Genomic DNA, 17,796 nt, shown 5'->3' with positions numbered 1-17,796 from the left:
TGGTCCGGCCCGGCCGGGGCGACGGTGAAAGCGTTCCCCCCGCTCACCGGACGAAAGGCCTTGCCGTGTCACGAAGATCGATCCCGCGCGCGTTCGCCGCGGCCGCCGCCGCGCTCCTGTTCGCCGTCCTGCCCGGGTTCGGGCCGACCGCCACCGCGGCCGTACCCGCCCCCGCACCACGTCCGTTCGTCTCCCAGCTCGACCTGTTCTGTCAGGCCACCGATCCCTACACCCCGCCGCCGACGTCGGTGTCGTTCAGGCACCTCAACCCGGTACTGACGAAGCTGGGTGGCGACACGGTCCGGCTCGGCACCCGCGAGCAGCTCTGCGTCCCCGTCGCGAAGAACGGTGTCATCCCGCCAAGGGGGATCGTCGACTTCGTGCGCTGGGTGGACCTTTCGTGCTACCGCGTCCAGGGCCGGACCGTCGAGTTCCCGCTGCGGCTGAGCCATCTCAACCCGGTGGTCCAGAAGCTCGGCGCGCGGGACACCGAAGCCGTCATGGGCACGCCCGAGCAACTGTGTGTCCCGGTCGCGAAGAACGGTCAGCTCCCACCGCCGGAGGTCCTGAACCTCGTGCGGCACCTCGACCTCGCCTGCTACTCGCTGAAACCGCAGGAGCCACTGGGGATCCCGCTGACCTTGAGCCATCTCAACCCCGTGCTGACCGGCCTGCCGAAGTTCGAGGTCAAGGTGGCCGAAGCACGCGGCCTCTGCGTCCCGGTGCTCAAGAACGGCGACGAGGCCCCCGGCGACGTGCTGAACACCCTGCGCTGGGTGGATCTGGAGAAGTTCGACGTCGTCGGCGGCCCGAACCCCGGCCCCACCGTGCTGACGCTGAAACTGACCCACCTGAACCCCGTGCTGGCCAGGCTGCCGGTCGAGACCGCGAAGGTCGGCGGGCGGGCCCAGCTGGGTCTGCCGGTCGCGAAGAACGGGGCGGTCCCGCCCGAGAAGTGAGTCAGTCCACGCAGACCACTCCGCCGGAGGTGATCGGCGCGTCGGTGTCGCCCGCGCCCGGTGCCCCACCGCCGCCGTTCGCCCCCGGTCCGGAGTAGACCTGCCCGAGCACCACCTCGACGTGCCCGGCGGGCACGGACGCGGACTGCTCGGTTTCCAGCCCGCCGAGCTGTTTCGCGATCTCCGCCCCGCGTTCGGCGAGGTCGGCGGGAAAGCGCACGACCGAGGTCCGGCGAGCCGACGCGACACTTGGCTCTCCGGGCGTGAAACCCTTGTCCCGCAAGACACCCAGGACGCGCGCGGCGAGCCCCGCCGCGCCCTTGGCGTTGGCGACGTCGACGGTCGGGCTCGGTGGCGCGGGCGTGCCGGTGCCCTGCTTTCCGATGAGCCCCGCGGCGAACGCCTTGACCTGCGCGGGATCCACCTGCACCGCGGTCCAGGTCGGATGCTGCGGGGCGGCGTAGCGGTAGTCGGGGTTGACCACCGGGACGGTCCCGAACTGGATGCCGCCGCCGGTCACCCCGCGCATCTGCGCCACGAAGTCGAGCAGATTCCACGCGTCGTCGAGCACCACCGACCGCTTCACCGCCTCGATGAGATCGGACACCTTCGCGGGATTCGCCAAGGTGCCGCCGGAAAGCACCTTCTTGGCCAGCGAGGCGAGGAAGACCTGCTGACGCCGCACCCGGTCGAGGTCGCTGCGCGGCAGGTCCTCCCGCTGGCGGACGAACGCGAGCGCGTCGGCCCCGTCGATGGTCTGGACGCCCTTCCGGAAGTTGGCACCGGACTTCCTGTCCTGGGTGTTCCGGTTCAGGCAGACCTCGACGCCGCCGACCGCCTTGCTGATCTCGTAGAAACTCAGCAGGTTGACCTCGGCGAAGTGGTCGATCTTGATCCCGGTGAGATCCTCGACCACCTGCCGGGTCGCCCGGCGTCCCGCGGTCAGCGCGGCCTGGTCGATCTTGGCCTGGTCGGTCTCCCCCGCGTCGCGCAGGCGCTGCGCTTCGGCGGCCTTCCCGCCCCCGAACGCGGAGTTGATCTTGTCCTTGCCGCCCGGCATCGAGACGTAGCTGTCGCGCGGGATCGAGAACGCGTGCACGTCGTGTGTGCCGTTCGGGATGCGCAGCACGATGAGCGTGTCGGTCAGGTCGTCGCCGTTGGGCCCGACCCGCAGTTCGCGCAGCAGGTCCGGGGACAACGGCTTGCCCTGCATGTCGTTCCGCGAGTCGCGGCCGACGAAGAGGATGTCGAGCGCGCCGTCCGCGGGCTGTTCTCCCGGCTTGGCCTCGTCCTGCTCGCCGATGACGTCGCTTCTGGTGACGCCGTCGAGCGAACTGAGCGTCGTGTAGCCGTAGGCGGTCGCGGCGAACACGACCATCGCGAGCCCCGCGACCACGACCTTTCCCGCACTGTGCACGCTGGTAAAGACGCGCGGGCCGCCGTTCCCGCTGCAAAAGTGGGCCGGATCACATCTCAGGTCCGCAGGTGGGACGCCCCGTTCAGGTCGAGGATCGCCCCGGAGGCCCATGCCGCGGCCGGCGAGGCGAGATAGACGACGGCCGCGGCGATCTCCTCCGGCGTCCCGACTCGGCCGAACGGGCTCTGCCCGCGCAGCGCGTCGCCGGACTCCCCGCCCAGCCGGTCCGCGACCCGCTCGGTCGCCGTGAATCCGGGCGCCACCGAGGTGACCGCGATCCCGTGCGGGGCGAGGGACACCGCGAGCGACTGGCCGAACGCGTGCAGTGCCGCCTTGCTCGCGCCGTAGGCGGGGTGATCGGGTTCGCCGCGGAACGCGCCACGCGAGCCGACGTTGACGATCCGGCCGGGCACGCCGCGGTCGATCAGGTGCCGGGCCACGCAGTAGGTGAGGTTCGCGGCGCCCAGCAGATTGACCTCGACCGTGCGACGCCAGATCCGCTGCCAGTCCACATAGGACACTTCGGCCACCGGGTGCGCGGTGGCCGCCGAGGTGGCGACGGCGGCGTTGTTGACCAGCACGTCGACGCCGCCGAGCGCCTCCTCGGCGGTGTCCGCGATCTCCCGCGCCACCTCGGGGTCGGCGAGGTCGCCCGCGACGAGGACGTGTCCGTCGCCGGGGAGCGCGGCCAGGGTTTCCGCCGCGTCCCCGGCCCGGGAGGCGTAGTGGACCGCGATCCGGTGCCCCTGCCCGGCGAACGCCCGCGCGACCGCGCGCCCGATACCCCGGGACGCGCCGGTGACGAGAACGCCGCTCATCGGGCGAACAACTGCGACTCGTCACGGAAGGCCTTGAACTCCAAGGCGTTCCCGGCCGGATCGTGCAGGAACATCGTCCACTGCTCGCCCGGCTCCCCGGCGAACCGCTGGTACGGCTCGATGACGAACTCGGTGCCCGCGTCCTTCAATCGCCCGGCCAGCACATGGAACTCCTCGACGTCCAGCACCAGGCCGAAGTGCGGCACCGGCACGTCGTGGCCGTCCACCGGGTTGCGCCCGGCCTCGGCCCGCGCGCCGGGCACCACATGCGTCACCACCTGGTGCCCGTGAAAGTCCCAGTCCACCCAATGGTCCGAAGACCGGCCCTCGGCAAGCCCAAGGACTTCGCCGTAGAACGCGCGGGCAGGGGTGAGGTCGTCGACGGGAATCGCGAGGTGGAAAGCGGGTCGGTTCATGACAACTCCTTCACGGCCGGAATGCCCCCAGCTTGACCCAGCGATGTCCTAATGTCAACATTAGGACATGAACGCCACACCGCTCCGTCCCGCGGCCCGTCGCGGGCTCGCCGACGAGGCCGCCGACCGCGTCCGCGAGGCGATCTTCGGCGGGCACTTCCCGCCCGGCTCGCCACTGCGTGAGGTCGACCTGGCCGCGTCACTGGGGATCAGCAGGGGGTCGGTGCGCGAGGGGCTGGCGCTGCTGGAACGCGAGGGCCTGGTGCGCTCCGGCTGGCACCGCCCGACGACGGTGGTCGAGGTGACCGCGACCGACGTCGAAGAGGTGTACACCGTCCGCGCGGCGCTGGACCGGCTGGCCGCGCTCACCGCACGCGCGAAGGCCGCGCCCGGGGACCTCGCCGATCTCGACGGCCTGCTCACCGCGATGGCCGACGAGGTCGGCGCGGGCGCCGACGGTCCGCGTCTGCTCGCGCTCGACATCGCCTTCCACGACCGGATCTACGCGGCCGCGGGCAACCGCAGGCTCACCGAGGCCTGGCAGGCGGTGCGGTCACAGGTGTTCCTGTTCCAGCTCCAGCGGATCACGCTCGGGCACGAGCACTACCAGAGCCGGGTCGTCGCCGAACACCGCGAACTGGCGGCGCTGCTGCGGGACGGCGACCCCGGCGAACTCGCCCGTGTCGCCGAGGACCACGTCGACTCCGCCCGCCGCAGCCTCCTCACCGGCCTGGGCTGAGGCCCACCGGGGCCCCGGCGGCACTAGCGGCGGCGAGCGCGGCCTCGACCTTGCGGTTGCTCGTCATGCTCGCGGTCACGATCGTCATCGTCGCGAGCACCGCCGCGCCCGCCACATACGGCGCCCGCACCCCGGCGGCGCCCGCCAGCCAGCCGCCGAGCAGCGCGCCGACCGGGCCCGCCGAAACGGCCACCAGCCGCGACGCCGCCACGACCCGGCCCAGCAGCCGTTCTGGGACGATCGCCTGCCGCACCGACGGGCCGAGCACCATCGTCGCCGCCATCCCGCAGCCGCACACCGCGTACGCGGCGCCCGCCACCAGCGCGGTGGGCGCCAGCCCCATCCCGAGCACCGCAGCGGCCTCGATCGCCGCCGTCGCGGTGAGCGCTCCCCCGGTGCCCAGCAGCCGTTCCAGCGGACCGGCGAGGATCGCGCCGAGCAGCCCGCCGACCGCCTCCGTCGCCAGCAGCACGCCGTATCCGGCGGCACTCAGGTGCAGCGCGTCACGCGCGTACAGCACCATCACCGCGCTCACGGCGGCGAAGGCGAGGTTGCCGACGGCGGGGCGCAGCGCGAGTCCGAGCAGGAGCCGGTCCCGTACCAGGTACCGCGCACCCTCGCGCGCCGCTGTCCACAGTGGACTCCGGGCCTCGTCGGCAGGCGGGGCGGGCGGGAGCGTCCGGATCAGCACCGCGCTCAGCACGAACGACACCGCGTCGGCGGCGAAGGGCACCATCCGCCCCAGCGCGAACAACGCGCTGCCCACCGGCGGCCCGAGAAAGCCCTCCCCCACGGTCTGCGCCCCGCGTAGCCAGGAGTTCGCGCGCCGCAGCGAGGGCTGGTCGCGGCCGAGCAGCATCGGCAGGTACGCCTGGGCGGCGGTGTCGAAGAAGACCTGCGCGAGCCCGAGCAGGAACGCGACCACCATCAGCGCCGGGATGCCGAGTACCCCGGAAACCCCTGCCACGACGGCGAATCCCAGCACCACCGCCCGCGCGAGATCGGCGATCCACATCGTGCGCCTGCGGTCCCAGCGGTCGACCAGCGCCCCGCAGAACAACCCGCACAGCGGCCACGGCAGCATGACCGCGAAGGTCACCAGGCTGATCATCACCGGATCCCCGGAGATCCCGACGGCCAGCAGCGGCGCCGCGGCGAAGATGACGCCATCGCCCACGGTGGACACCGCCGAGGCCGCCCACAACCGGCCGAACGCCCGGGGCAGCTTCGCGCTCATCCGGCGTCGGGCCGGCCGGGATCACGGGGACGGAAGAACATGACGGCGAGGCTCGCGGCGTCCTCGTCGTTGTCCCGCGCTTCGCCGATCTCGTCGAGGAGCGCGGTCAGCCGCTCACTGAATTCCGCGAACTTCGCCGCGCTGACGCGCGTGTGCTGCATGCGGACCAGCCGGGGCGAGCCCTCTGGCGCCTCGGCGAGATCCGCGAGCGCGTGTCCCATCAGGACGTCCGGGCGGCCCGGCACGGGCTCGGGCAGCACGATCCGACGGGCAGCGTGGCCGTAGTAGCGCTCGACGACACCGCGGACCTTGTTGGTTCGGACCACCTTGATCAGCCCGGCCCGCTCCAGCGTCCGGACGTGGTAGCTCGAACTGCCCTTCGCCAGGCCCAGCCGCTCGGCGAGCTGCGTGATCGTGGCGGGCCCGTCCCGCAGCACGGCCAGGATCCGGTGCCGCACGAGATTGCTCACCGCCCGCAGCTGCTCGGTCGTCTCCAGCTGGACAGCGTCGGTTTCGGGTTCCCCAGGCACGAGGATGAATGGTCAAGAACTCTTGACCATTTGTCAAGCGAAAAGCCCCGGGTTCGTGTCCCGGGGCTTCTCGTCAGCCGAAGAGCTGGACGACCTTGCGGATCAGTTCGTAGACGCCGTAGACGAAGGGCAGCAGCACCCACGCCCAGGCGAGCACGATGAGCCAGGCCCGCGACCGGGCGGCCGGTGTGGTCGGTTCGCTCATGCGGCCTCACTCCTCGCCTCGACGGCGTCCGCCGCCGCGGGCTCGTGGAACCTCGGATGGACCGGCCGGACCAGTTCGTTGGCGACGAACCCCACCACGAGCAGGCCGATCATGATGAAGAACGAGAGCGTGTACAGCGCCGGCCCGGACTTCCCCGCCGCCTTCTCGCCGTCGGCGATCGCGTTGACGATCAACGGGCCCAGCACCCCGGCCACCGACCAGGCGGTGAGCAGCCTGCCGTGGATGGCGCCGACCTGGTAGGTGCCGAACAGGTCCTTCAGGTACGCCGGGATCGTCGCGAAACCACCACCGTAGAAGGACAGGATCACCATCGCGCACAGCACGAACACCAGCTTCGAGGCGTTCGTCGTCAGCGCGATCGTGAGGTACAGCAGCGCGCCGAGGCCGAGATACAGCCGATAGACGTTCTTGCGCCCCACCAGGTCCGAAGTGGACGACCAGACGAACCGGCCGAGCATGTTCGTCAGCGAGAGCAGCGCCACGAACCCGGCCGCCGCCGCGGCGCCGACCGGCGTCGGCGTCGCCCTGAAGAAGTCGGTGATCATCGGCGCGGCCTTCTCCAGGATGCCGATGCCGGCGGTGACGTTGAAACACAGGATCACCCACAGGAGCCAGAACTGCGGGGTCCTGATCGCGTTGGCCGCGGAGACGTTCGCGGTGGTGATCATCGACGTGCCGTGGTCGGTCTTCGGCACCCAGCCCGCCGGGCGCCAGCCGTCGGCGGGCACCCGGATCAGCAGCACCCCGAACGCCATGAAGACCGCGTACACCAGGCCGTGCACCAGGAACGCCGTCGCCACGACGCCGGTGGACCAGGCCGCCGGGTTCGTGCCGAGCATCGAGGACGACCACGGCGAGGCGATCAGCGCGCCGCCGCCGAACCCCATGATCGCGATCCCGGTGGCCATCCCCGGCCGGTCCGGGAACCACTTGATCAGCGTGGACACCGGGGAGATGTAGCCGATGCCGAGCCCAACACCGCCGATCCCGCCGTACCCGAGCACCACCAGCCAGTACTGTTTCGTGGCCACCCCGAGCGCGGCGAGCACGAAGCCCGAGCTGAAACAGAGGGCCGACACGAACATCGCCCAGCGCGGCCCGTTGCGCTCGACCAGCGTGCCCCCGAAGGCGGCGGACAGCCCGAGCATGACGATGCCCAGCTGGAACGGGAGAGCGCTTTCCGTCCCGGTCAGCCCCAGGGTCTTCTCCAGCGGGGGTTTGAACACGCTCCACGCGTAGGCCTGGCCGATCGACAGGTGCACCGACAACGCGGCGGGCGGGACCAGCCAGCGGGTCCAGCCAGACGGCGCGACAATGCGGGAACGGCCCAGGAAGCCAAGGCCCATCGGATGCCTCCGTACTCTGGGGTGGTCCAGGGAATGTATTACTCGAACCGGCGTGTTGCACCCTCGGCGGGGCGACGAGTTCGGCAAGCCGGGTGAAAGGGAAGGACCGGATGGGCAGGGTGACGGTACGCAGGCCGGTACGGCGGCTGACCGCGGCCGGGCTGCGGCAGCGGCCGGACACGCTCGCGGCGGAGGAACCGCTGGAGCTGCGTGTCGGTGGCCGGGCACTCGCGGTGACCATGCGCACCCCCGGCAACGACGTCGAGCTCGCGCACGGCTTCCTGCTGTCGGAGGGCGTATTGGGCGAGCGCGCGGACGTCGCGACCGCGCGCTACTGCGACGGGGTCGACGAGCAGGGCCGCAACACCTACAACGTGCTCGACCTGAGCCTCGCCCCCGGCGTCCCGGCGCCGGAGACCGGCGTGGAGCGCAATTTCTACACGACCTCCTCCTGCGGTGTCTGCGGCAAGGCCGCCCTCGACGCGGTCAAGCTGCGCAGCCGCTTCTCCCCCGCCACCGCGCCCTTCGCCGTCAAGAGCGACGTCCTCGCCACGCTGCCGGACGCCTTGCGCGCCAAGCAGAAGGTCTTCTCCAGCACCGGCGGGCTGCACGCCGCCGCGCTGTTCACCGCCGAGGGCACGCTGGCGGCCGTCCGCGAGGACGTCGGCAGGCACAACGCCGTGGACAAGGTGCTGGGCTGGGCGCTGCTCGAAGACCGGATCCCGGCGGGCGACCTGGGCCTGCTGGTGTCCGGCCGGGCCTCGTTCGAGCTCGTGCAGAAGGCGGCGATGGCCGGTGTGGGCCTGCTGGCCGCGGTTTCGGCGCCCTCCTCGCTGGCGGTGGAACTGGCCGAGGAGAACGGGATCACCCTGGTCGGCTTCCTGCGCGGGGAAAGCATGAACCTCTACACCGGCGATCACCGCGTCCTCGTCTGACACCCCCGACCAATAGGTCCTTAATAGACTTCAGGTCCGCGGCCTAGCGGATCGGACCACTTTCGACCGGCTCGAAGGCCTGGGCCACGGCGAGGCTGTCCTCGTAGACGTGGTGCCGGGTGACCAGGCCCTCCTCGACCGTGAGGTGCAGGGCGAACCGCGCGCGGTAGGCCCGCCCGGTGGCACGGGCCGTCTGCCGGATCTCGCCGAGCACCACCGCGTCCGCGCCGTCGACGAGGACGCGCTCGACCTCGGTACCCACCGCCTCCGGCACGTGGTGCTCGGCGAGCTCGCGGTAGTGCGCGGCGGCGTCGGCGCGGGTGGCCCGGTGCCGGATCCACGGCGTCGCGGCGCGGCCGTGCTCGCCTTCCGGCCAAGCCAGCTTCCAGTCACTGTGCTCGGCGTATAGCTGCGCGATGCGTTCGGGATCGCCTTCGCCGATCCGGCGCAGCAATTCGTCCACCACCGCGCGAGTGCTCGTGGCCACCGTCATCGTCGGTCCCTCCAGTCCGGAATCACGCACCCGTGCGGTGCGAAGATCACCGTAGCCACCGGCACCGACAGTTCCGGCGGTTCCGAGGGGCGCGTAGCGTGACGGGGCACGGAACTCAACCCAGGTAAAGGACTTTCGTGACGATCATCGACAAGATCGCGTGGCTCCACCTCGTCGACGGCAAGATCCTCAGCACCCGGTGGGCGGGCAAGGACGTGTACTACTTCCCCGGCGGGAAACGGGAGCCCGGCGAGTCCGATCTGGACACTCTCGTCCGGGAGATCGGCGAGGAGCTCTCGGTGGTCATCGACCCCGCCACCGCGCGCCACGCGGGCACCTTCGAGGCGCAGGCGCACGGTCACCAGACCGGGATCACGGTCCGGATGACCTGCTACACCGCCGGCTACACCGGAACCCTCGAACCCAGCGCGGAAATCGCCGAGCTCCTCTGGCTCACCTACGCCGACCGCGCCCGGGTCTCGCCGGTCGACCAGCTGATCTTCGACCGGCTGCACGCGGACGGGCAGCTCACTCGGTAGGCGCCCAGTTGCCGTGGAAACCGTGCGGCACCCGTGCCGGCAGGTGGATCGCGCCGACGGTCTCCAGGGTTTCCGCGTCGAGCAGGGTCAGGTCGCTGCGCCGGGTCGCGGCGTCGAACACGAAGCCCATCAGCACGCCCTCGTCCTCCGCGGCGCCGGGTGAAGCGGGCACGAAGACGAACTCGCCCGGCTGCCGCCCGCGCCCGAAGGACCGCACGACGGAAGAACCCGTCCGGAAATCGTGCTTGTACACCGAGTCGCCCGGGGTGGCGCCGTCGGCGATGGCGATCGAGTAGCCGTAGCGGTGACGGCGGCCGACGAGACGTTCGTCGACGCGCGGGAACTCCTGGCCGCGGTCGTCGAGCCGCTCTTCGAGGACCTTGCCCGCGCTCAGATCGACCGTCCAGCGATCCAGCGTCGAGGCCCCTTCGCCGGGGCCGTGGACCTCGCGGTCGAACATCTTCGGGTGCCGCACGACCTCCAGGACGACGCTGTCGCCGTCGTCGTAGGCGTTGAGCGGGTGGAAGACGTAGCACGGCTCGACCTCGAACCAGCGGACGTCGGCGTTGCCGCCTTCGCGCGGCATGACCCCGATCCGCGCCGGGTACCGCGGGTTCCAGCGGTAGGGCAGGTCCCCGTTGGACCCGATCCTGCCCGCCGCCCGCGCCGCGATCGGATCCGGGATCCGTACCCGGCCGAGCAACGCCGAAACGACCAGCTTCGCCGGGGTACGCAGCACCGGGGGCATCGTCAGGTTGACCGCCGACTCGGCGTCGAAGGTCACCGGGAGGTCGTAGAAGACGACGTACTTCTCGGTCAGTGAGAAGTCGTGCATCATCGGCGAGCCGGTCACCTCGATGTCCACGGTGTGGCGCGCGTGGCCGTGCACGTCGATCACCGAGTACTGGACGCGGTTGCCACGCCCGAAGAAGTACGAGACGGCGTGGAGCTCGCCGGTCGCCGGATCGCGTTTGGGATGGGCGGTGTACCCACCCGGCAGGGTGCCGTCGAAATCGCACTGGCCGACGGTGTCCAGCTCGTCGGTCAGCTCGTAGGCGGACACGCCCGCCTCGATCAGCGCGAGGGTCTTGCCGGCGTGGCTGATCACGTTCGTGTTGGCGCCGATGGCGTCGAGCCCGCAGCTCACCTCGTTCCGCTCCGCTCTCGGGCTCGGGCCGCCGCCGAGCAGCCCGGCGACGAACGGGTTGCGGACCCAGCGGTTGCGGTACCACTCGGCCTTCCCGTCCCGCAGGCGGACACCGTGCACCATGCCGTCGCCCATGAACCAGTGGTAGGTCGCCGGGTCCACCTCCGAGAGCGGGTTCGGCCCGTTGCGCAGATAGCGGCCGTCCAGGTGTTCGGGAATCCGCCCGGTCACCTCCAGTTCGGTGATCGTGTGCTCCTGGCTGACCGGCGCGAAGTTGTCTTCGAGGAACTGACTGCCCATGACGACCTTGTCCTCCCGTGTCCATAACCCCGTTATGCTTCTAGGTATAACAGGGTTATGGGATACTGGCAAGCATGAGCGAGAAGCCCCGCGGTTCCGGGAACACCACCGTCAAGGCCCGGCTGATCGAAGCGGCCATCCGCCTGATCTCCGACGGCGGTCCCGAAGCGCTCCAGGCCCGCAAGCTCGCCGCCGAGGTCGGCGCGTCGACGATGGCCGTCTACACCCACTTCGGCGGGATGGGGGCACTGGTCGACGCGGTGGCCAGGGAGGGTTTCCTGCGGCTGTCGGCGCACATGGCGCGGGTCGCCGAAACCGACGACCCGGTGGCGGACCTGTTCACCCTCGCGCTCGCCTACCGCCGCGCCGCGGTCGCGAACCCCCAGCTGTTCGCGGTCACCTTCGGCCAGTCCGCCCCCAGCGGGCAGCGGGCCACGCTCAGTGACCTGACCAGCGAAGAGGGCAGGTCGGAGCCGCACGAGGGCAACGAAGCCTTCGGCTACCTCCTGCGCGGCGCCGAACGCGCCATCGACGCGGGCCGCTTCAAGGCAACCGATCCGCTCGCTGCCGCGTTTCAGTTGTGGAGCGGGCTGCACGGCTTCGTCACGTTGGAAACCTCGGGACACTTCGGCACCGCGGAACACGGGGTCGATCACATTCTGTTACCGCTCAGCATCACGCTGGCGATCGGACTCGGCGACGAGGCCGAAGCGGCGAGGGCCTCGGGTGAGGCAGCCATCACGGGATGGCGGGAAAACGGCGGAAACGTCGGTGGCCCGTGGGACGATGTCCAGGTCACGGGGCAATCGGAGGGACAGGGCTAGGTGAAGGAAGACGACGGTGCCCGCTACGGCACCGCCGGGGAGGGCGAGCGTTCGGCGGCTCGCCCGGTTCGTGGTGCCCGTGGCCGGCTCACCCGCCGGTCGGTGCTCATCGCGGGCGCGTCAGGACTGGCTGTAACCGGCGTCGCGGCCAGCGCGGCCACCGGTCAGCTGCCGTTCGGCAACGCGCTCCAGCGTGCGCTCGGTGTCGCCTCGTCCACCCCCGCCTCCCAGCTCGGCACCCCCCGCGTCGAGCGCGTCTACTCGCACGCGCGTGGCCGCGAGGTCGATCTGGTACTCATGCTGCCCGCCAGGGCGCACCAGCCCGGCCTGCCGATGTCGCTGCTGCTACACGGCCTGCACGGCACCGCCCGCAGCGCCGCGCCGACCGGTCTGCTCAAGCAGCTCAGCAGCGAGGTCGCCCGCAAGGCGGTGCCCCCGTACGGCTTCGTCGCCGTCGACGGCGGGGACAACTACTGGCACGAGGTGCGCCGCGGCGACGATCCGATGGCGATGCTGCTCGAAGAGGTCCCGCAGTGGCTGCGTGCGCGCGGGCTCGCCGGGCACGACGGGCTGCCGTTCGCGGTCACCGGGATGTCCATGGGCGGGTTCGGCGCCCTGCTCTACACGCGGCGACGGATCGAACGCCGTCAGCCGCCCGACGCCGTGGCGGCGCTGGCGCCCGCGCTCATCACCTCGTGGACCGAGATGAACAAGCGGCACGCGTTCCGCGACGCCGCCGACTGGGGTTCGATGGATCCGCTGCGCTACGTCGACCAGCTCAAGAGCGTGCCGACCGGGATCTGGTGCGGCACCGAAGACTCGTTCATCACCGGCGTGCGCCGCTACATCGCCGAGTCACAGCCGATGGTCGCCTACACCGCGCGCGGCAAGCACGGCGACTCGTTCAACCGGACCGTGGTGCCGAGCGTGGTGGGCTTCCTCGGAAAGCACGTGCCGCGCACGGCGTGACGCCCCGCGTCAGGAGACGGACACCCAGCGCGCGATCACGGACATCAGCCAGAACCCGACCGCCGTGGTCACCACGAACAGCAGCGACCAGGTGAGCAGCGGGCCCCTGCTGCCCCGCACGTCCCGGATGCGCCACAGCGTGTAGCCCGAGCCGGCGAACAGCGGGAGCGGGAGCAGCGGCAGCGGCGAGAGCCGGGTGACGACCGCGACCAGGCAGGTACCGGTGAACACGACCACCATGCCCAGCAGCGCCTTGTGCAGCCACGGGAAACGCCGGTACATCGAGAAGACCACGCGCTCGCTGAGCTCACGGATGCCGCCCACCTCGCCGTCGGTCTCGACGGCGGGTTCGGCGGTCCGGCTCTCCTCACCGGAAACGGTCATCGGCACGGTGTCACCCCGAAGTTCAGCCTCATCCCGAACCGTATCAACGAACGGCGCAGTACTGCGCAGACTGGCGGTCATCCTGAAATTCTCTCAGAGCCCCCGAAAGGAGCGCGCGGCACCGGGCCCATCCGGCCCGCTCAGGCCGACTTCTCCCCGCGCTCGCTGCGGGCACGCCGCGACGGCTGCCGCGCCACGATGGTCGGGTTCACGTTCTCGCGCACGGTCTGCTCGGTGATCACGACCTTCGCCACGTCGTCGCGGCTCGGGATGTCGTACATGACCGGCTGCAGGACCTCTTCCATGATGGCGCGCAGACCACGGGCACCGGTGCCACGCAGCACCGCCTGGTCGGCGATCGCCTCGAGCGCGGTCTTGGTGAACTCGAGCTCGACGTTGTCCATCTCGAAGAGCTTCTTGTACTGCTTGACCAGCGCGTTACGCGGCTGGGTCAGGATCGAGACCAGGGACTCCTTGTCCAGGTGGTTGACCGTGGCGACCACCGGCAACCGGCCGATGAACTCCGGGATCAGCCCGAACTTGATCAGGTCCTCCGGCATGGTCTCGGAGAAGATGTCGCTCTCCTCGATCTCGGCCTTGGTGCGGATCTCCGCGCCGAAGCCGAGGCCGCGCTTGCCGACCCGCTCGTTGATGATCTTCTCCAGCCCGGCGAACGCGCCGGCCACGATGAACAGCACGTTCGTCGTGTCGATCTGGATGAACTCCTGGTGCGGGTGCTTGCGGCCGCCCTGGGGCGGCACCGAGGCGGTGGTGCCCTCGAGGATCTTCAGCAGCGCCTGCTGCACGCCCTCGCCGGACACGTCCCGGGTGATCGACGGGTTCTCCGACTTGCGGGCGATCTTGTCGACCTCGTCGATGTAGATGATGCCCGTCTCGGCGCGCTTGACGTCGTAGTCGGCGGCCTGGATCAGCTTGAGGAGGATGTTCTCGACGTCCTCGCCGACGTACCCGGCCTCCGTGAGCGCGGTGGCGTCCGCGATGGCGAAGGGCACGTTCAGCAGCTTGGCCAGCGTCTGCGCGAGGTAGGTCTTGCCGCAGCCGGTGGGGCCGAGCATCAGGATGTTCGACTTCGCCAGCTCGACGGACTCCTCCTTGGAGTCCTTCGGCCCGGCCTTGTCGTCGGCCTGGATGCGCTTGTAGTGGTTGTACACCGCCACCGCGAGGGTCCGCTTGGCGTCGTCCTGGCCGATGATGTACTGCTCCAGGAACTCGTGGATGTCCGCGGGCTTCGGCAGTTCGTCGAGTTTGACGTCACCCGCCTCGGCCAGCTCCTCCTCGATGATCTCGTTGCAGAGGTCGATGCACTCATCGCAGATGTAGACGCCGGGCCCGGCGATAAGCTTCTTCACCTGCTTCTGGCTCTTCCCGCAAAAAGAGCATTTCAGCAGGTCTCCGCCGTCACCGATCCGTGCCATGGCCGTTGACCTCGTCCCCTCCGGCGCGGGAGCCCGCGCCTGACTGTGTTGCCGCCCACCTGGTCACCTGCACCGGGTGGGGCCTCACGCATTGCCACTGACGGTACCCGTCCGACGCCGCGAGCGGTAACACCCGCGACCCCATTCGGAGTTCGCCAGAGACCGACACTAAACCAGGAAGCCGGTGCGTGTCGTCTTCTCGACACGCACCGGCCCGGCGGATCTAGTTGGCCGACCCCTTACGGTACGGCAGCACCTCGTCGATGATGCCGTACGCCAGCGCCTCTTCGGCGGTGAGGATCTTGTCCCGCTCGATGTCGGACTTGACCTGCTCGACGTCCTTGCCCGTGTGCTTCGCCAGGATGACCTCCATCTGGCGCCGCACCCGCTGGATCTCGTTGGCCTGGATCTCCAGGTCGGAGACCTGGCCGTAGGTGCCCTCGGTGGCGGGCTGGTGGATCAGCACGCGGGCGTTGGGCAGCGCCAGGCGCTTGCCCTTGGTACCGGCGGCCAGCAGCACCGCGGCGGCCGAGGCGGCCTGGCCGAGGCACACGGTCTGGATGTCCGGGCGGACGAACTGCATGGTGTCGTAGATCGCCATCAGCGAGGTGAACGACCCGCCCGGCGAGTTGATGTACATGCTGATGTCGCGGTCCGGGTCCTCGTGCTCGAGGTGCAGCAGCTGGGCCATCACGTCGTTCGCCGACGCGTCGTCCACCTGCACGCCCAGGAAGATCGTCCGCTCCTCGTACAGCTTGTTGTACGGGTTGGACTCCTTGACGCCGTAGCTCGTGCGCTCCACGTAGGACGGGAGGATGTACCGCGACTGGGGGAGGTTCTGCGCCGGGAAGTCACCCGGGAGCCGGAAGTTGCTCATGTGTGCTCTCCTGTGTGCCTTCGCGCTCAGTTGCTCGTGGTGGGACGGTTGCCCGCGGTCAGCACGTGGTCGACGAAGCCGTAGTCCTTCGCCTCCTGCGCGGTGAACCAGCGGTCCCGGTCGCCGTCCTTGATGATCTGCTCGACGGTCTGCCCGGTCTGCTCGGCCGTGATCTTGGCCAGCTCCTGCTTCCACTTGTTGAACACCTCGGCCTGGATGGCGATGTCGGAGGCGGTACCGCCGACGCCCGCCGAGGGCTGGTGCATGAGGATCCGGGCGTGCGGGAGCGCGTACCGCTTGCCGGGGGTCCCCGAGGAGAGCAGGAACTGCCCCATGGAGGCCGCCATACCCATCGCGTAGGTCGCGACGTCCGGGCGGATGAGCTGCATCGTGTCGTAGATGGCGAACCCGGCCGTCACCGAGCCACCCGGCGAGTTGATGTAGAAGGTGATGTCGGACTCGGAGTCGTCCGCGTCGAGCAGCAACAGCTGCGCGGTGATCCGGTTGGCGACCTCGTCGTTCACCTCGGAACCGAGGACCACGATGCGCTCGGAGAGCAACCGCTCGAACACCGAGTCGGTCAGGGTGAGCCCCGCGGTGCCGGTCCGGGCCTCGGGCTTGTGCTGCGTCACGTGTGCCTGCCTTTTCGCCGCCGACGGCCCCCTGTGTGCCAGCGGGCCGCCTCGTTTCCAGATGCTCAAGAACTTGCCATCGACCCTAACGAATTCGGGCGGTGCAGAATGCCTGACACCGCCCGAGTTCGCTCAGAGCTTCACTCCGCAGGAGTCTTCGCAGTCTCTTCGGTGGCCTGCGTCTCCTCGGTTGCCTCAGCGGCGGCGTCGGCCTCCTGGGCCTCCTCGCCGAACAGCTCGGCGAGGTCGACCTCGGTGCCGGAGGCGTCGGTCACGGTGGCCTTGCGGACGACCGAGGCGAGGGCCTTGCCGCGGCGGACGTCGGCGAAGATCGCGCTCAGCTGGCCGGACTGCTGGGCCCGCTGGACGTACTCGTCGGGGCTGATACCGAAGCGCTGGGCCTGGTAGATGATCCGCTCGGTGAGCTCACCGTCGTTGACCGAGGTCTTCTCCTCGTCGGCGATGGTGTCGAGCAGCAGCTGTGTGCGGACGGCCTTCTCGGACTCGGTGCGGACCTCGTCGTTGAACTCGTCGAGCGTGCGGCCCTCGGCCTCCAGCGCCTTGGCGAACTGCGCCTCGTCGTGGTCGAACGGGTGCACCGCGTCGTGCTTGCGGTTCTCGATCTCGGCCTCGAGGACCTTCTCCGGGATCGGCACCTCGGTGCGCTCGAGCAGCTCGTCGAGGACCTTGTCGCGGGCCTGGACACCCTGCTGCATCTTCTTGACGCGGCTCAGCCGCTCGCGCAGGTCGGCCTTCAGCTCGTCCAGCGTGTCGAACTCGCTGGCGAGCTGGGCGAACTCGTCGTCGGCCTCGGGCAGCTCGCGCTGCTTGACGGTCTGGACGGTCACCGTGACCTCGGCGTCCTTGCCGGCGTGCTCACCGGCGACGAGCTGGGTGGTGAACGTCTTGGTCTCGCCCGCGTTCGCGCCGATGATCGCGTCGTCGATGCCGTCGACCAGCTGGCCGGACCCGATCTCGTAGGACAGGCCGCTGGTGGAGGCCTCCTCGACGGCCTCGCCGTCGACGGTGGCCGCCAGGTCGATCGAGACGAAGTCGCCGGTCTCGGCCGGACGCTCGACACCGGTCAGGGTGCCGAAGCGGGCCCGCAGCTCGTCGAGCTGCTCGTCGACCTCGGCGTCGGTCAGCTCGACGTCGTCGACGCTGATGGTGAGGCCTTCGAGGTCGGGAAGCGCGATCTCCGGGCGGACGTCGACCTCCGCGGTGAACTCCAGGACCTCGCGGTCCTCGAGCTTGGTCACCTCGAACTCGGGCTGGCCCAGCGTGCGGACCTCCCCGGCGCGGACGGCCTCGATGTACTTGGCCGGAATGGCCTCGTTGACGACCTCGTCGAGCACCGGGGCCCGCCCGATCCGGCTTTCCAGGACGCGAGCGGGTGCCTTGCCGGGCCGGAAACCGGGGATGCGCACCTGCTGCGCGATCTTGCGGTACGCGGCGTCGAAGTTCGGCTTGAGCTCGTCGAACGGCACCTCGACATTGATCTTGACTCGCGTCGGGCTGAGCTGCTCGACGGTGCTCTTCAAGGTCTTCTCCTCGAGCGGTAAACGATGTGAG

20 protein-coding genes are annotated in these 17,796 nt (G+C 70.0%); 6 read left to right on the top strand and 14 right to left on the bottom strand.

Annotated elements, in window-relative coordinates; translation table 11 throughout:
* The first annotated feature begins 65 nt into the window (after nucleotides 1–65).
* A complete protein-coding gene (locus ABD987_RS36460) occupies nucleotides 66–959 on the top strand; it encodes a hypothetical protein (RefSeq protein WP_345405133.1) in 894 nt (297 codons plus the stop codon).
* A gap of 1 nt (nucleotide 960) precedes the next feature.
* Here ABD987_RS36460 and ABD987_RS36455 read toward each other — a convergent pair whose 3' ends face one another.
* The 3 genes from ABD987_RS36455 to ABD987_RS36445 are packed head-to-tail and all read right to left on the bottom strand — an operon-like array spanning nucleotide 961 to nucleotide 3,610.
* Nucleotides 961–2,376 (bottom strand): LCP family protein, encoded by a 1,416-nt coding sequence (locus ABD987_RS36455; RefSeq protein ID WP_345405130.1) that lies wholly within the window; start codon nucleotides 2,374–2,376, stop codon nucleotides 961–963.
* Between the two features lie 56 nt (nucleotides 2,377–2,432).
* Nucleotides 2,433–3,194 carry an SDR family NAD(P)-dependent oxidoreductase gene (locus tag ABD987_RS36450; protein ID WP_345405126.1) on the bottom strand — a complete coding sequence of 254 codons (762 nt, stop codon included), beginning with the start codon at nucleotides 3,192–3,194 and terminating at the stop codon, nucleotides 2,433–2,435.
* Nucleotides 3,191–3,610: a VOC family protein gene (locus ABD987_RS36445; protein ID WP_345405123.1), complete on the bottom strand. Its 420-nt coding sequence runs from the start codon at nucleotides 3,608–3,610 to the stop codon at nucleotides 3,191–3,193. Before ABD987_RS36445 ends, ABD987_RS36450 begins: the two co-directional genes overlap by 4 nt.
* A gap of 67 nt (nucleotides 3,611–3,677) precedes the next feature.
* Here ABD987_RS36445 and ABD987_RS36440 point away from each other — a divergent pair, with 67 nt between their 5' ends.
* Nucleotides 3,678–4,349, top strand: a complete 672-nt coding sequence (locus ABD987_RS36440) for a GntR family transcriptional regulator (protein ID WP_345405120.1) — start codon at nucleotides 3,678–3,680, stop codon at nucleotides 4,347–4,349.
* On the opposite strand, the gene ABD987_RS36435 is transcribed toward ABD987_RS36440, so the two are convergent.
* From ABD987_RS36435 to ABD987_RS36420, 4 genes are all read right to left on the bottom strand, one after another.
* Entirely contained in the window at nucleotides 4,333–5,586 is a 1,254-nt protein-coding gene (locus ABD987_RS36435; protein ID WP_345405117.1) for an MFS transporter, read from the bottom strand. The genes ABD987_RS36440 and ABD987_RS36435 overlap by 17 nt on opposite strands.
* Nucleotides 5,583–6,116, bottom strand: a complete 534-nt coding sequence (locus ABD987_RS36430) for an ArsR/SmtB family transcription factor (RefSeq protein WP_345405114.1) — start codon at nucleotides 6,114–6,116, stop codon at nucleotides 5,583–5,585. The genes ABD987_RS36435 and ABD987_RS36430 overlap by 4 nt, the downstream gene beginning before the upstream one ends.
* Nucleotides 6,117–6,189: 73 nt before the next feature.
* Nucleotides 6,190–6,321, bottom strand: coding sequence for an MFS transporter small subunit (locus tag ABD987_RS36425; RefSeq protein WP_345405111.1), 132 nt, complete (start codon nucleotides 6,319–6,321; stop codon nucleotides 6,190–6,192).
* Nucleotides 6,318–7,688, bottom strand: a complete 1,371-nt coding sequence (locus tag ABD987_RS36420) for an L-lactate MFS transporter (protein WP_345405108.1) — start codon at nucleotides 7,686–7,688, stop codon at nucleotides 6,318–6,320. The genes ABD987_RS36425 and ABD987_RS36420 overlap by 4 nt, the downstream gene beginning before the upstream one ends.
* A gap of 110 nt (nucleotides 7,689–7,798) precedes the next feature.
* Here ABD987_RS36420 and fdhD point away from each other — a divergent pair, with 110 nt between their 5' ends.
* Entirely contained in the window at nucleotides 7,799–8,623 is an 825-nt protein-coding gene (fdhD, locus tag ABD987_RS36415) for a formate dehydrogenase accessory sulfurtransferase FdhD (RefSeq protein ID WP_345405105.1), read from the top strand.
* A gap of 43 nt (nucleotides 8,624–8,666) precedes the next feature.
* Here the strand turns inward: fdhD and ABD987_RS36410 are convergent, their stop codons facing one another.
* Nucleotides 8,667–9,116: a nuclear transport factor 2 family protein gene (locus ABD987_RS36410; RefSeq protein ID WP_345405102.1), complete on the bottom strand. Its 450-nt coding sequence runs from the start codon at nucleotides 9,114–9,116 to the stop codon at nucleotides 8,667–8,669.
* A 143-nt stretch (nucleotides 9,117–9,259) separates the two neighbouring features.
* Between ABD987_RS36410 and ABD987_RS36405 the strand changes: the two genes are divergently transcribed.
* On the top strand, nucleotides 9,260–9,655 hold the full coding sequence (locus ABD987_RS36405) for an NUDIX hydrolase (protein WP_345405211.1): 396 nt from the start codon (nucleotides 9,260–9,262) through the stop codon (nucleotides 9,653–9,655).
* Here ABD987_RS36405 and ABD987_RS36400 read toward each other — a convergent pair.
* Entirely contained in the window at nucleotides 9,645–11,102 is a 1,458-nt protein-coding gene (locus ABD987_RS36400; RefSeq protein ID WP_345405099.1) for a carotenoid oxygenase family protein, read from the bottom strand. The genes ABD987_RS36405 and ABD987_RS36400 overlap by 11 nt on opposite strands.
* A gap of 74 nt (nucleotides 11,103–11,176) precedes the next feature.
* Here ABD987_RS36400 and ABD987_RS36395 point away from each other — a divergent pair, with 74 nt between their 5' ends.
* Both ABD987_RS36395 and ABD987_RS36390 read left to right on the top strand, forming a co-directional pair.
* Nucleotides 11,177–11,926, top strand: coding sequence for a TetR/AcrR family transcriptional regulator (locus ABD987_RS36395; protein WP_345405096.1), 750 nt, complete (start codon nucleotides 11,177–11,179; stop codon nucleotides 11,924–11,926).
* Nucleotides 11,927–12,028: 102 nt separating this feature from the next.
* The gene (locus tag ABD987_RS36390) at nucleotides 12,029–12,895 is read left to right on the top strand and encodes an alpha/beta hydrolase (RefSeq protein ID WP_345405208.1); all 867 of its coding nucleotides are present in this window, start codon (nucleotides 12,029–12,031) and stop codon (nucleotides 12,893–12,895) included.
* 9 nt (nucleotides 12,896–12,904) lie between these two features.
* On the opposite strand, the gene ABD987_RS36385 is transcribed toward ABD987_RS36390, so the two are convergent.
* From ABD987_RS36385 to tig, 5 genes are all read right to left on the bottom strand, one after another.
* Nucleotides 12,905–13,279: a hypothetical protein gene (locus ABD987_RS36385; RefSeq protein ID WP_345405093.1), complete on the bottom strand. Its 375-nt coding sequence runs from the start codon at nucleotides 13,277–13,279 to the stop codon at nucleotides 12,905–12,907.
* A 140-nt stretch (nucleotides 13,280–13,419) separates the two neighbouring features.
* Nucleotides 13,420–14,715 (bottom strand): ATP-dependent Clp protease ATP-binding subunit ClpX, encoded by a 1,296-nt coding sequence (gene clpX, locus ABD987_RS36380; protein WP_345405090.1) that lies wholly within the window; start codon nucleotides 14,713–14,715, stop codon nucleotides 13,420–13,422.
* A gap of 223 nt (nucleotides 14,716–14,938) precedes the next feature.
* Nucleotides 14,939–15,592: an ATP-dependent Clp protease proteolytic subunit gene (locus ABD987_RS36375; protein WP_345405087.1), complete on the bottom strand. Its 654-nt coding sequence runs from the start codon at nucleotides 15,590–15,592 to the stop codon at nucleotides 14,939–14,941.
* A gap of 26 nt (nucleotides 15,593–15,618) precedes the next feature.
* On the bottom strand, nucleotides 15,619–16,224 hold the full coding sequence (locus ABD987_RS36370; protein ID WP_345405084.1) for a ClpP family protease: 606 nt from the start codon (nucleotides 16,222–16,224) through the stop codon (nucleotides 15,619–15,621).
* A 140-nt stretch (nucleotides 16,225–16,364) separates the two neighbouring features.
* Complete coding sequence (gene tig / locus ABD987_RS36365) at nucleotides 16,365–17,765, bottom strand: trigger factor (protein ID WP_345405081.1); 1,401 nt, start codon at nucleotides 17,763–17,765, stop codon at nucleotides 16,365–16,367.
* Nucleotides 17,766–17,796 lie beyond the last annotated feature (31 nt).

The organism is Amycolatopsis samaneae, assembly GCF_039541975.1.
GTDB lineage: Bacteria > Actinomycetota > Actinomycetes > Mycobacteriales > Pseudonocardiaceae > Amycolatopsis > Amycolatopsis samaneae.
The sequence above is the reverse complement of the archived record's forward strand: the minus strand, read 5'-3'. Positions and strand labels throughout refer to the sequence as shown.

Bases quoted from the DNA above. Each gene is read 5' to 3' on its own strand.
- ABD987_RS36450 (WP_345405126.1), bottom strand. From the start codon at position 3,194: ATGAGCGGCGTTCTCGTCACCGGCGCGTCCCGGGGTATCGGGCGCGCG.
- ABD987_RS36445 (WP_345405123.1), bottom strand. From the start codon at position 3,610: ATGAACCGACCCGCTTTCCACCTCGCGATTCCCGTCGACGACCTCACC.
- ABD987_RS36440 (WP_345405120.1), top strand. From the start codon at position 3,678: ATGAACGCCACACCGCTCCGTCCCGCGGCCCGTCGCGGGCTCGCCGAC.
- ABD987_RS36435 (WP_345405117.1), bottom strand. From the start codon at position 5,586: ATGAGCGCGAAGCTGCCCCGGGCGTTCGGCCGGTTGTGGGCGGCCTCG.
- ABD987_RS36425 (WP_345405111.1), bottom strand. From the start codon at position 6,321: ATGAGCGAACCGACCACACCGGCCGCCCGGTCGCGGGCCTGGCTCATC.
- ABD987_RS36420 (WP_345405108.1), bottom strand. From the start codon at position 7,688: ATGGGCCTTGGCTTCCTGGGCCGTTCCCGCATTGTCGCGCCGTCTGGC.
- fdhD (WP_345405105.1), top strand. From the start codon at position 7,799: ATGGGCAGGGTGACGGTACGCAGGCCGGTACGGCGGCTGACCGCGGCC.
- ABD987_RS36410 (WP_345405102.1), bottom strand. From the start codon at position 9,116: ATGACGGTGGCCACGAGCACTCGCGCGGTGGTGGACGAATTGCTGCGC.
- ABD987_RS36400 (WP_345405099.1), bottom strand. From the start codon at position 11,102: ATGGGCAGTCAGTTCCTCGAAGACAACTTCGCGCCGGTCAGCCAGGAG.
- ABD987_RS36395 (WP_345405096.1), top strand. From the start codon at position 11,177: ATGAGCGAGAAGCCCCGCGGTTCCGGGAACACCACCGTCAAGGCCCGG.
- ABD987_RS36385 (WP_345405093.1), bottom strand. From the start codon at position 13,279: ATGACCGTTTCCGGTGAGGAGAGCCGGACCGCCGAACCCGCCGTCGAG.
- clpX (WP_345405090.1), bottom strand. From the start codon at position 14,715: ATGGCACGGATCGGTGACGGCGGAGACCTGCTGAAATGCTCTTTTTGC.
- ABD987_RS36375 (WP_345405087.1), bottom strand. From the start codon at position 15,592: ATGAGCAACTTCCGGCTCCCGGGTGACTTCCCGGCGCAGAACCTCCCC.